This window comes from Leisingera sp. ANG-Vp, assembly GCF_000813725.1.
Classification (GTDB): Bacteria; Pseudomonadota; Alphaproteobacteria; order Rhodobacterales; family Rhodobacteraceae; genus Leisingera.
The window spans coordinates 1-12,026 of record NZ_JWLD01000049.1; the positions used below are offsets into that span (position 1 = coordinate 1).

The 12,026-nt window shown below is 64.2% G+C and carries 10 protein-coding genes; 9 read left to right on the plus strand and 1 reads right to left on the minus strand.

Annotation, left to right across the window (positions count from 1 at the left end):
* Positions 1-89 precede the first annotated feature (89 nt).
* Positions 90-893 carry a helix-turn-helix transcriptional regulator gene (locus RA20_RS16635; protein WP_039131213.1) on the minus strand — a complete coding sequence of 268 codons (804 nt, stop codon included), beginning with the start codon at positions 891-893 and terminating at the stop codon, positions 90-92.
* A 126-nt stretch (positions 894-1,019) separates the two neighbouring features.
* On the opposite strand from RA20_RS16635, the gene RA20_RS16640 reads away from it, so the two are divergent.
* From RA20_RS16640 to RA20_RS16680, 9 genes are all read left to right on the plus strand, one after another.
* Complete coding sequence (locus RA20_RS16640; protein ID WP_039131215.1) at positions 1,020-2,999, plus strand: CocE/NonD family hydrolase; 1,980 nt, start codon at positions 1,020-1,022, stop codon at positions 2,997-2,999.
* 22 nt (positions 3,000-3,021) lie between these two features.
* A complete protein-coding gene (locus tag RA20_RS16645) occupies positions 3,022-4,584 on the plus strand; it encodes an ABC transporter substrate-binding protein (RefSeq protein ID WP_039131217.1) in 1,563 nt (520 codons plus the stop codon).
* 94 nt (positions 4,585-4,678) lie between these two features.
* Positions 4,679-5,617, plus strand: a complete 939-nt coding sequence (locus RA20_RS16650) for an ABC transporter permease (RefSeq protein ID WP_039131220.1) — start codon at positions 4,679-4,681, stop codon at positions 5,615-5,617.
* Positions 5,618-5,630: 13 nt separating this feature from the next.
* A complete protein-coding gene (locus tag RA20_RS16655) occupies positions 5,631-6,488 on the plus strand; it encodes an ABC transporter permease (protein ID WP_039131223.1) in 858 nt (285 codons plus the stop codon).
* Positions 6,485-7,465 (plus strand): ABC transporter ATP-binding protein, encoded by a 981-nt coding sequence (locus RA20_RS16660; RefSeq protein ID WP_039131225.1) that lies wholly within the window; start codon positions 6,485-6,487, stop codon positions 7,463-7,465. Before RA20_RS16655 ends, RA20_RS16660 begins: the two co-directional genes overlap by 4 nt.
* A complete protein-coding gene (locus tag RA20_RS16665) occupies positions 7,462-8,400 on the plus strand; it encodes an oligopeptide/dipeptide ABC transporter ATP-binding protein (RefSeq protein WP_039131227.1) in 939 nt (312 codons plus the stop codon). Before RA20_RS16660 ends, RA20_RS16665 begins: the two co-directional genes overlap by 4 nt.
* A complete protein-coding gene (locus tag RA20_RS16670; RefSeq protein WP_039131229.1) occupies positions 8,397-9,185 on the plus strand; it encodes an SDR family NAD(P)-dependent oxidoreductase in 789 nt (262 codons plus the stop codon). Before RA20_RS16665 ends, RA20_RS16670 begins: the two co-directional genes overlap by 4 nt.
* Positions 9,186-9,203: 18 nt before the next feature.
* Positions 9,204-10,826: an amidohydrolase gene (locus tag RA20_RS16675; protein WP_039131232.1), complete on the plus strand. Its 1,623-nt coding sequence runs from the start codon at positions 9,204-9,206 to the stop codon at positions 10,824-10,826.
* A 5-nt stretch (positions 10,827-10,831) separates the two neighbouring features.
* A partial coding sequence (locus tag RA20_RS16680) for a M81 family metallopeptidase (RefSeq protein WP_039131234.1) occupies positions 10,832-12,026 on the plus strand: 1,195 nt, incomplete at its 3' end.

Below are 12,026 nucleotides of genomic sequence, written 5' to 3' on the forward strand. Positions count from 1 at the left end.
GAAACCTCAGCGGCGAGGACTGACCCTGGAAGCCTGAAACAAGGAAGGCGGCCCGCAGGGGCCGCCTTTTTCGATTGCAGAGGCGAGTGCTAGAAAAGGACACTGCCCGGTGTATCCGGCAGATCGTCTTTGTCCGGAGCCTCCAGGTAATTGCGGACGGTTGGATCAATCCGGGGGCTGAGGATCGGGTAGACACCGCAGGCAGCGATGGCTTCGCGCGCCGTGACCCGTTCATCGAGACGTTTCCAAATTGCCCGGGCCGCATAAGGCCGCGGGAACGGGCGCCAGGCTACCCCCATGGTCATGCCGCGCAGGTACTTCAGCTGCTGCCGGTGCGCCGAGAACAGAATGGTCTGCGCCACACTGCCTTCACGGGCGCGCTCGTGCTCGGTGATGAACAGCCGGTTGCCGCGCAGGGTGACCATGCCGTGATAGCGCGAGATCTGCCGGATGCTTTGCTCCGGGTCATGGGCGATTTCCATGTTGCGGGAGACGATATAGCCATCTTCCTCGGAAAACCGCGTGAGCGAACAGAAGATGCCCTCGCCCCAGGACGGGGTGCGGAAATAGGCGTGGTAGAAGCCGAGGTAGCGTTTCAGGTTGCGCTGCTGGCCGCGGAAGGGCGTCATGAATTTCTCGCCCGCGCCAGGCTGCACGGCGCCTGCCGCGTCTGCCAGTTTGGTTTCGAAGTCGGTGTTTTCCGTGAACAGTTGCGACTCAGGGATCGCAAAATAGCGGGCGATGCGGCGCAGGTTGTGGGCCGCGGGCATGCTGCTGCCATTGAGGTAGCGGTTGAACTGCTGGCGGTTGATGCCGATCTCGCGGCAAATCTGGGCGATACTGCCGTGCTCGGCGCATAGCGAGCGCAGATTTTCTGAAAAATTCCCGGACAAGGGCTGAAATCCTTCGCGAACTGACGCTAGTTTGATACGGGTCGCGTCACTTCGCGCATGTTTGCACAGTTCCGTCAATGGAAAATCCGGGGTCTCTGGAGGGCATCACCCCGTCTGGAGACCCCAATGCCCGTCACCTGCATCGAAAACCAATGGCTTCCCCTGCCGGACGGGCGGCGGCTGGCGGTGCGGATGTGGATGCCGGAGGGCACCGGGCCGTTTCCGGCCATCCTCGAATATCTGCCTTACCGCAAACGCGATGGAACCGCAGCGCGGGATGAGACCACGCACCGGGTGTTTGCCGCTGAAGGCTATGCCTGCGTGCGGGTGGATGTCGCCGGCACCGGCGACAGCGAGGGCGTCTTTGATGACGAATACTCCGAGCAGGAGCTAAGCGACGGCGAAGCGGTGCTGGAGTGGATTGCAGCTCAGCCATGGTGCACGGGCAACGTCGGTATGATCGGCATTTCCTGGGGCGGGTTCAACGGGCTGCAGCTCGCGTTCCGCCAGCCGGAGGCGCTGAAGGCGGTGGTCACTGTGGCCTCAGCTGTCGACCGTTACGAGGATGACATTCACTACATGGGCGGCTGCCTGGTTGGCGACAATGCCAATTGGGGGGCGCAGATGTTTGCCTATCTGACCCGCCCGGCCGACCCGGACTTGCGCACTGATTGGCGCGAGGACTGGATTGCGCGGATGGAGAATGTCCCGTTCTGCGCCGCGGACTGGATGCGGCATCCGCTGCGCGACGGTTATTGGAAGCACGGCTCGGTCTGCGAGGACTGGTCTGCGATCAATGTACCGGTACTGGCCATGACCGGCTGGGCCGATCCTTACGTGAACACGCCGACTGCGCTGGCGGCGAACCTGCAAGCGCCGGCCAAGGCCCTGATCGGCCCCTGGGAGCACCGCTACCCGCATATTTCCAAGCTGGAGGCGTCGGATTTTCATTCCGAGGTGCTGGGCTGGTTCGACCGCTGGCTGAAGCAGGAGGAAAACGGCGCCGAAGACCTGCCCGCCTACCGCGCCTATATGCAGGAGCATTTCAATCCCACGGCTCAGAATACACCGCGCCGGGGGCGCTGGGTGGCTGAGGCGGAGTGGCCATCGCCCAATGTGTCGGAAGCTGTTTGGAATCTGGTTCCGGGGGGCTTTGCGGAAAGCGCGGGGGAGGGGACGCTGACGGTATCCTCGCCTGCGCATCTGGGCCAGGCGGGCGGCTATTTCTGCCCGGGCATGCGGATCGACAACGAATTGGCCGGCGATCAGGCGGAGGATGACGCGCTGTCACTCTGCTTTGACAGCCTGCCGCTGGAAAATCCGCTGGAACTGCTGGGCCGGGCCCGGCTGCGGCTGAAATTTTCGGTGGACAAGCCGGTGGCGCAGCTGGCGGCGCGGCTGTGCGATGTCTCACCCGAGGGCGTGTCGCAGCGGATGACCTTCCGGCCGCTGAACCTGACCCATCGCAACAGCCACGAAACACCCGAGGCGCTGGTGCCGGGCCGGACCTATGAGGCAGAGATTGCCCTCAATGAATGCGCCCACCGCTTACGGGCGGGGCATAAGCTGCGGCTGGCACTGTCGACCTCCTACTGGCCGATGATCTGGCCCGCGCCGGAGGCGGCGGAGGTAACCCTGCACCTGGAGGGATGCGCGCTGCACCTGCCGGTGCGCAATGCGGCTACAGAAATTGATCCGGCCAATCCGGGTCCGGCACAGAATTTTCCGGTTCTTCAGGCGAAGGAGCTGCGCCCGCCTTCGGGAACATCCGAACACAAGGTGCTGGAAGACGGCACCGCGGTGCTGGAGACCTTTGACGATTTCGGCGAGACGCGCGATCCTAACCACGGGCTGGCCACCGGCAGCCATGTGGCGATGCGTTATGCCATTCACCCCGATGACCCGGCCTCGGCGCGGTTTGAGACGCAGTGGCGTTTCACCTCAAGGCGGGACGGCTGGCAGGTCGCCATCGACACCGAGAGCACAATGCATTGCGACGGTCAGAACTTCCATCTGACCCGGAAATTGCGCGCCACGGAGGGCGCGGATGAAACGGAAGTCCTGGCAAAGGAATGGGCAGAGACCCTTCCGCGCGGGCTTCTGTGAACTGATCTTAAGGGAGGACACCATGAAGATCGAATGGACCAAGGCGCCGGTGGGGCGCCGCAAGTTTCTAAAAGGCGCAACTGCTTTGGGTGCAGCTGCGGTACTGCCGGGCAGCATGGCCAGCCGCGCCTTTGCCGCCGATGACGGCGTGCTGCGCGTGCGTGCCTATGGCGATGCCCAGAACATGGATCCGGCGCACAGCGTCGGTGTGGTCGAGGAGGAAGTGCACGCCTCGATCTACAACAAGCTGATCCAGTACAAGCCGGGCCGCGAATGGGACTGGCAGCTGGACGCCGCTGCGATGATCGAGCAGACCGATCCGACCCACGTCAAATTCGCGCTGCGCGACGACATCGGCTTTACCAACGGTTTTGGCGCGATGACCGCCGAAGACGTGAAGTTCTCCTTCGAGCGCATCATCGCCGATGCAACCGAAAGCCCGAACAAGCCCGACATGGGCCCGCTGAGCCACGTTGAAGTGACCGGCGAGCGTGAAGGCACCATTGTCCTGAACGAACCCTTTGCCCCTCTGTGGAGCATTGCGCTGCCCTATATCACCGGCAACATCGTCTCCAAAGCGGCAGTTGAGGCCGCGGGCGGCCGTATCGGCGCAGACCCGGTTGCGGAATCCGGCCCCTACCTGCGCGCCAGCTGGGAGCCGAAGGCCAAGACCACGCTGAAGCGCAACCCGGATTGGAAAGGCGAGGCGCCGGCCTGGGATACCATTGAGATCCTGCCGATCGACGACGAGAACACCGCCGAGATCGCCTTTGAGGCCGGTGAACTGGACTTCACCCGCGTCTCGCTGGGTTCGGTCGAACGCTACCGTGCCGGGGTGCCGAACGGCGGCACGCTGCTGGAGTATCCGTCGCTCTATTACGCCTGGCTGGGCATGAACCTGGATCACCCGAAGCTGCAGAACAAGAAGCTGCGCCAGGCGATTCAGCATGCCATCGACGTGCCGACCGTTCTGGAAGCGGCCTATTTCGGCGCTGTGGAGCCCTCCACCGGCATCATCGCGCCGGGCCTCGCAGGCAACCGCGCCAATTCGCTGATCCCGCCGCAGGCGGACTTCGAGAAAGCCGCGGCACTGCTGGCAGAGTCGGGTGAAACCAACGTCACCCTCAAGCTCGACACCCTGAACAAGACCACCTTCACCACCGCCGCACAGGTGATCCAGGCAACCCTGGCGCAGATCGGCATCACGGTTGAGGTCAACGTTCTAGAATCCGGCGCCTTCTGGGCCAGTGCGGACAACGAGGATCTGCAGCTGGTGCTTAACCGCTACTCGATGACCCCGGATCCGTATTACGCCACCTCCTGGTTCACCACCGAGCAGGTCGGCCACTGGAACTGGGAGCGCTTCAGCAATGAGGAGTTCGACAAGATCCATGCGGCTGCCTATCAGGAAACCGATCTCGCCAAACGGGGCGAGATGTACCAGCGCGCGCAGGACCTGATGGAAGAAAGCGGCGCCTACCGCTTCCTGACCCATGAGGCGACGCCGGTAATCCACTCAGCAGGGGTGGTGCCTGCACTGCGGCCCGACGGGCTGGCACTGCTGCGCTACTTCGGTAAGGCCTGACCCTCCCCTGGGCCTGACCACCTGGCACGGCTGCACTTGCGGAGCAGCCGTGCCGATTTCCTACCGCAGAGCAAACCAAGGGAGCCATGCGGCCATGTTACTTTATGCAACCCGGCGGTTCGGGCTGGCATTGCTGATCCTGATCGTGGCGGTCACCGTCATGTTCCTGATGATCCGTGCCGTGCCCGGCGATCCGGTCCAGATCATGCTGGGGCCGCGCGCCACGCCCGAGCTGCAGGCGCGGCTGACGGCGGAGCTGGCGCTGGACCAGCCGATCTGGAAACAGCTTCTCATCTTCTACGGCAACCTGATGCAGGGAGACCTGGGCATCGACGTCTTCTCGGGCCGCTCGGTGACCGAAATCGTGTTCCAGCAGCTGCCGCACACCCTGTGGCTTATCCTGGGCTCGATCACCTGGTCTGCGGCTCTGGGCATTGCGCTTGGCGCCTATGCCGCCGCGCATCCCAATACGGTGATCGACCGGGTTACGGCTGCAATTTCGGTGAGCTTTGTGGCCGCACCCGCCTTTGTGGTCGCGCTGCTGTCATTGCTGATCTTTGCCGTGAACCTGCAGTGGTTCCCGGCCATTGGCGCGGGTGAAGGCTTCTGGGGCCGTCTCAATCACTTGGTTCTGCCGGCCTTTGCCATCGGCCTTAGCTGGGTCGGCTATATCGCCCGTCTGGTGCGCGCCTCGATGCTGGAAGTGATGGGCGAAAGCCACATCCGCACCGCCCGCGCCTTTGGCATCAACGAGCGCCGGGTGGTGATGGTCTATGCGCTGCGCATTGCCATCCTGCCGGTGGTCACGGTGATCGGCGTCGGTATGGGGTTCCTGCTGTCTTCCGCCGTCTTTGCTGAAATTGTCTTTGCCCGTCCCGGCCTCGGCAAGCTGGTGATCGACAGCATCACCACCCGCAACTATCCGATCGTGATGGGATCGGTGCTGATCTCGACCGGCCTGTTTGTGGTCTCCACCGCGCTGGCCGATCTGATCAACGCCTGGCTCGATCCCCGCGCCCGCACAGCGAAATAAGGAGGGCGTGAGAATGGCAAAATCCCGTTCCGAACTGGGCCAGATCATCCACGGCGTCGCCCGCGACCCGCTGGGGCTGATGGGACTGATCATCGTCGGCACCATCGTATTCTGCGCCATCTTTGCCTATTGGATCGTACCCTTCGATCCGGTCGGCATGAACATCAAGTCACGCCTGCAGGGACCGTCATGGACCCATCTTCTGGGCACCGACCAGCTGGGCCGCGATACGTTTTCCCGCGTGATTGCGGGCGGCCAGGTGGCGCTGCAGGTTGCCCTGCCGGCAGTTTTCGGCGCCATGGCTATCGGCCTGACGCTGGGCATGATCGCTGGCTACGGGCCGAAATGGCTCGACAACCTCCTGATGCTGCTCTTTGACACCATCCGCTCTTTTCCCACGGTGATGTTTGCGCTGGCCGTCGTGGCGCTGGTGGGGCCAAGCCTGCAGACCGTGGTGTTTGTGGTCATGGCGACCTCGATCCCGACTTATGGCCGGGTGGCACGGACCCAGACGCTCACCTTGCGCAATTCCGAGTTCATCCTTGCAGAACGCTCGATGGGGGCCAGCATGACCCGCATCCTGGGCGTGCATATGCTGCCCAATATCGTTGGCGTGCTGGCGGTGCTGGCCGCAATGGACATCCCCACTGTGATCGCGCTGGAGGCAGGCCTGTCCTTCCTCGGCCTCGGGGTGAAGCCGCCAACACCCAGCTGGGGTGCACTGCTGAAAGACGGCTATTCACTGATCCGCCAGACACCCTGGCTGGTGGTGGGCGGCGGACTGCCAATCATCCTGGCCACGCTGGGCTTCACCTTCCTGGGTGAAAGCCTGCGCGACGTGGTTGACCCGAAACTGAGGAAACAGCGATGACCGATACGCTTCTGGAAATCGACCGCCTCAGCGTCGACTATGAAACCGCCCGCGGCGATCTGAAAGCCTTGCGCGATATCTCCTTTGACATCCGCAAGGGCGAGATTGTCGGCATCGTCGGTGAATCGGGCTGCGGCAAGTCCACCCTGATCTCCTCAATCCTGCGGCTGACCGCGCCCAACACCCGGTTCCGCCAGGGCGAGGTGCGCTTCAAGGGCGAGGACCTGCTGCAGCTGCCCGAACGCAAAATGCGCGATCTGCGCGGATCTGACATATCCATCGTCTTCCAGGACCCGATGCAGACCCACAACCCGGTGCTGTCTATCGGCCAGCAGATGCTGGACATCCAGCACCGCTCCAAAGCGTCCAAGGCCGAGAAACGGGCGCGCGCTGCGCAGATGCTGGGCGCAGTCGGCATTCCGGACCCGGAGGCGCGGCTGGACCAGTTCCCGCATGAGTTCTCCGGCGGTATGCGGCAGCGGATTGCCATCGCCATGGCGCTGATGTCGGAACCCGATCTTCTGATTGCGGATGAGCCGACCACAGCGCTGGACGCCACGCTGGAGGTGCAGATCATCGAACGCCTGCAGGAACTGCAGCAGCAGTTTGATTGCGCCATCCTGTTCATCTCGCACCATCTGGGCGTGATTGCCGAGCTCTGCGACCGGGTGGTGGTGATGTACGCGGGCGCCGTCGTTGAAAGCGGCGAGGTGCGCGAGATCTTCCATGATCCCAAGCACCCCTACACCCGCCGCCTGATCGACTGCGACCCGGGCCACATCAAGGAGCGCGCCCGCGTGCTGCCCACCATCCCCGGCGAGGTGCCGGACCTTGCCAACCTGCCCGGCGGCTGCATTTTCCGCGACCGCTGCGACCAGGCCATGCCGCGCTGCGCGTCGCAGGTGCCGCCGCTCGCCAAGCTGAAAGAGGGCCACCACGCCGCCTGTTGGCTGAACCATGAGGAGGCCGCCGAATGACCTTGCTGGATGTGAAGAACCTCAAGACCAGCTACGGGCCGGTCAATGTGCTGGCCGGTGTCAGCTTTGCCGTGGAACCGGGCGAGACTTACGCGCTGGTGGGCGAAAGCGGCTCCGGCAAGACCACGGTGATCCGCGCGATTGCCGGGATGGCGCCGGCGCAGGAGGGGTCGGTCAAATTCGACGGGCAGGAAATCCGTGGCGCCTCTGAACGGACCTTGCGCCCCTTGCGCAAGGACATTGCGATGATGTTCCAGGATCCGGTTGGCAGCCTGTCGCCGCGCCTGACGATCCGCAGCTTGATCACCGAACCCTACCGCATTCAGGGCATGAAAGACCGCGATCTGGACGCAGAAGCGCGGCGCCTTCTGGAAATGGTGAACCTGCCATCGCATTTTGCCGACCGCTACCCCTATCAGCTGTCGGGCGGTCAGGCGCGCCGGGTTGGCGTTGCCCGCGCGCTGGCGCTGGAGCCCAAGCTGATCCTGGCGGATGAGCCTACTGCGGGTCTTGATGTATCAGTGCAGGGCGAGCTTCTGAACCTGATGAACGACCTGCGCGAGCGGCTGGGGCTGGCGATGGTGATCATCACCCACAACCTCAACGTCGTGCGCCATGTCGCCGACCGGATGGGCATCCTGTATCTGGGCCGTCTGGTCGAGGAAGGCAGCACCGAGGCGGTTTTCCACGACCCGCGCCACCCCTACACCCGCTGCCTCTTGTCAGCGAACCCGGAACCCGATCCTGACGCGCGCCTGGAGCGGATCGCGCTTAAAGGCGAGCCGCCCAGCCTGCTCAAGCGCCCCTCAGGCTGCGAGTTCCGCGAGCGCTGCCCCTTTGCCCAGGAGATCTGCACCCAGACACCGCAATGGGAAGTCGACAACGGCCACGGCCTGCGCTGCCTTGCACCGCTGCACCAGGGTCGGGCCGCATGACCAGATTTGCAAGCAAAACCGTTCTGATCACCGGCGGGCATACCGGCATCGGCTTTGGCATCGCCGAACGCTTTGCCCGCGAAGGCGCCAACCTGATCCTGGCGGGACGGAACCGGGCAAAGGGTGACGAAGCGGCAGAGAAGCTCGCGGCGCAGGGCGCAAACGCCCGGTTCCTGGCCGTGGACCTGTCGCGCGAGGAGGCCGTGCTCGGTATGGCTGCCGGGCTGGAGCGGCTCGACGTGCTGGTCAACAACGCGGGCCTTGGCAGCCGCCGCATCGAGCATGGCTCCGATGACAGCCCTGGCACCCGCTGGGACCGCATCCGCGGCGCCAATCAGGACAGCACCTACTTGGTCACCGCTCATTGCCTGCCGCTGCTGAAGGCCTCGGGCGGATCGGTGGTGAATATCTCCTCAACCGCCACATGGCACGGCAACTGGGGGCTTTACGGTGTGGCCAAGGCCGGTGTTGAGGCCCTGACCCGTGCCTTTGCCGCCGAAGCCGCTCCGGTGCGGGTCAATGCAGTCAGCCCGGGCTGGATCGCCAATGACCTCACTGCCTCTGCCTCGGGCAACGCGGATGGCAGCTGGGACCTTCCGCCCTCGCTGCTGGACCGCATGGGGAGCCCTTCTGAGATCGCGGGCGCCGTGGCCTTTCTCGCCTCCGAAGATGCCTCCTTTGTCACCGGCCAGACGCTGATTGTGGATGGCGGACTGACCCTGATCGACTACCCCTCCCGCCCGCTGCTGGCGCAGCGCGGGCAGGTTCTGAAATCCCAAGACTGAACACCGGAAAGCCAAGCCATGACATCCGTGCTGCATTTCAACGGCCCGATCCTGACGATGGATGCGGCCAATTCGACGCCTGAGGCGGTGCTGACCGAAGGCCAGACCATCCGCGCCGTTGGCAGCGAAGCAGACCTGCGCGCAGAAATGCCCGCGGGCACGCAGGAAGTGGACCTGCAGGGCCAGACCCTGATCCCGGCCTTCATCGACCCGCACGGGCATTTCCCGGACCCGGGCTTCATCCGGCTGTTCCGGGTTGACCTGGCCTCGCCGCCGCGCGGCGACTGCCCGGACATCCCCACGGCGCTCGCACGGCTGCGCGCCAAGGCGGCTGAAACACCTGCCGGTGAATGGGTGATGGGTGTGCTGTTCGACAATACGTCCATTGCCGAAGGCCGGATGCCCACCCGTACCGAGCTGGACAGTGTTTCCACCGAGCACCCGATTTGGGTGATCCATGCCTCGGGCCACAATGGTTCGGCCAACTCTCTGGCGCTGCAGCAGCGAGGGGTGAACCGGGATACGCCCGACCCTCTGGGCGGCCGATTTGGCCGCGATCCGGAAACTCGCGCACTGACCGGGCTGATCGAGGGGCTCTCGGCCATGGGAGAGATGGGGGATACCGACTTCCTCATTGACCGCGAGCGCTTCTGGGCCGGGTTCAACAGCTGCCGGGACGAGTATCTGGCGCATGGCGTCACCTATGCGCAAAACGCCTGGGCAACACGCGAGATGCTGGAGCATTTCGCCTCTCTGCCTGCAGATCAGGATCCGGGCTATGATCTGGTATTGCTGCCCATCGGGGAGCTGGAACCGGCCCTGACCGAGGGCCCGGACCCGCTGGACTGGCCGGGCAATCCGCATTTCACCCTGGGGCCGCGCAAACTGTTCACCGATGGGGCGTTCCAGCTGCAAACCGCGTTCCTGAGTGCGCCCTACCACAAACCGGTGGACCCGGAGCACCCCTGCGGCATGGCCTATGCCGATGATGCCGTGCACCGCAGGGAAGTGAAAAAACTGCATGATCTTGGCTTCCAGATCCACTGTCATTGCAACGGCGACGCCGGCGCGCAGATGTTCATCGATGCGGTAGCAGCGGCCCTGGAAGCCAATCCCCGCGCCGATCACCGCCATACAATCATCCACGGCCAGGCCCTGCGCGATGACCAGCTGCAGCAGATGGCCAAGCTGGGCATCACCGTCAGCTTCTTTCCGGCGCATGTGCATTTCTGGGGCGACCGCCATTACGACACCTTCCTGGGGCCGGAGCGGGCGGAGCGGATTTCCCCCTGCGCCTCCGCTGAGCGCTTTGGCGTGCGCTACACCATCCACAACGACGCATCGGTAACGCCGACGCGGCCCATTCACCTGGCGCATTGTGCAGTGAACCGGATCACTGCCAGCGGCCGCCGTCTGGGCGAAGCGCAAAGGGTCAGCGCATTGTCGGCTTTGCGGGCGCAAACCATCGACGCCGCCTGGCAGGTGTTTCAGGAAAACACCCGCGGCTCTATCGAACCGGGCAAGCTGGCGGATCTGGCGGTACTGAACCGCAACCCGCTGGTCAATCCTGAAGACATCGAGGCCACGGCGGTCGTCCGGACCATCCGCCGCGGACAAGTTGTCTGGGCGCAGGAGCAGTAACCGAAATGCACGCTAGACCGCGGATCGCCATTGCAGGCTTTCAGCATGAAACCAACTGTTTCGGTACCACCAAGGCCGGGCTGGCGGAGTTTGAAATGGCGGATTCCTGGCCCGCCATGCTGCACGGGGGCGAGGTGATCGCCGAGACCCGCGGTATGAATCTGCCCATCGCCGGCTTTGCCGCGGCGGCAGAAGCCGCCGGGATGGACCTGGTGCCCATCCTGTGGTGCGCAGCCGAGCCGTCTGCGCATGTGACCGATGACGCCTTTGAGACCATCTGCGCCAAGATCCTGGATGGCGTGCAGTCCGCCGGGCCGCTGGACGGCATCTATCTGGATTTGCACGGGGCGATGGTTACTGAAAGCCACCCTGATGGCGAAGGCGAGATCCTGCGGCGGCTGCGGTCGCTGGTTGGGCCGGAGCTGCCAATTGTGGTCAGTCTGGACCTGCACGCCAATGTGTCGGCGGCCTCAGTGGAGCTGGCGTCTTTCATCGCGATCTTCCGCACTTATCCGCATCTGGACATGGGCGGCACCGGCGCGCGCTGCCTGCCGGTGCTGCAGCGGCTGCTGGCGGGCGGGAAACTGCACAAGGCATTCCGGCAGATGGACTATCTGATCCCGCTGCATGCGCAATACACAGGCGCGACGCCAGGCGAGGAGCTCTACGCCGCGCTGCCGCCGCTGGAGGCCGAAGGCGTTCTGGCCGATATCGCGCTGGGGTTCACAGCAGCGGACTTCCCAGACACCCGGCCCTCTTGCGTGGCCTATGGTGCAACGGCTGATGCCGCGGAGCGGGCAGCAGATCATATCTCAGCTCTTTTTGCCGAATTGGAAGCGGATGCGGCACACCCGATGCTATCGCCGCAGGAAGCAGCCGCTCTTGCTTGCGAGGCACGCGAGGGCAAACCGGTGGTGCTGGCTGATGTGCAGGACAACCCTGGGGCCGGCGGCACTTCGGACACCACCGGACTATTGGCGGCGCTGGCAGAAGCAGGCGCACAGGGCGTGCTGATGGGGCTGTTCCATGATCCTGAGGCTGCGGCGATGGCGCATGCGCTTGGCCGCGGCGGGGTGTTCCGCGCTGATCTTGGCGGGCGCTCGGGCGCAGAGGGCGATGCCCCGTTCGAAGCAGAGTTCGAGGTGGTAGCGCTCAGTGACGGCGCCTGCCGCTACACCGGCGAGATGTATGGCGGCGGGG

Bases quoted from the DNA above. Each gene is read 5' to 3' on its own strand.
- RA20_RS16650 (WP_039131220.1), top strand. From the start codon at position 4,679: ATGTTACTTTATGCAACCCGGCGGTTCGGGCTGGCATTGCTGATCCTG.
- RA20_RS16640 (WP_039131215.1), top strand. From the start codon at position 1,020: ATGCCCGTCACCTGCATCGAAAACCAATGGCTTCCCCTGCCGGACGGG.
- RA20_RS16670 (WP_039131229.1), top strand. From the start codon at position 8,397: ATGACCAGATTTGCAAGCAAAACCGTTCTGATCACCGGCGGGCATACC.
- RA20_RS16665 (WP_039131227.1), top strand. From the start codon at position 7,462: ATGACCTTGCTGGATGTGAAGAACCTCAAGACCAGCTACGGGCCGGTC.
- RA20_RS16645 (WP_039131217.1), top strand. From the start codon at position 3,022: ATGAAGATCGAATGGACCAAGGCGCCGGTGGGGCGCCGCAAGTTTCTA.
- RA20_RS16655 (WP_039131223.1), top strand. From the start codon at position 5,631: ATGGCAAAATCCCGTTCCGAACTGGGCCAGATCATCCACGGCGTCGCC.
- RA20_RS16660 (WP_039131225.1), top strand. From the start codon at position 6,485: ATGACCGATACGCTTCTGGAAATCGACCGCCTCAGCGTCGACTATGAA.
- RA20_RS16675 (WP_039131232.1), top strand. From the start codon at position 9,204: ATGACATCCGTGCTGCATTTCAACGGCCCGATCCTGACGATGGATGCG.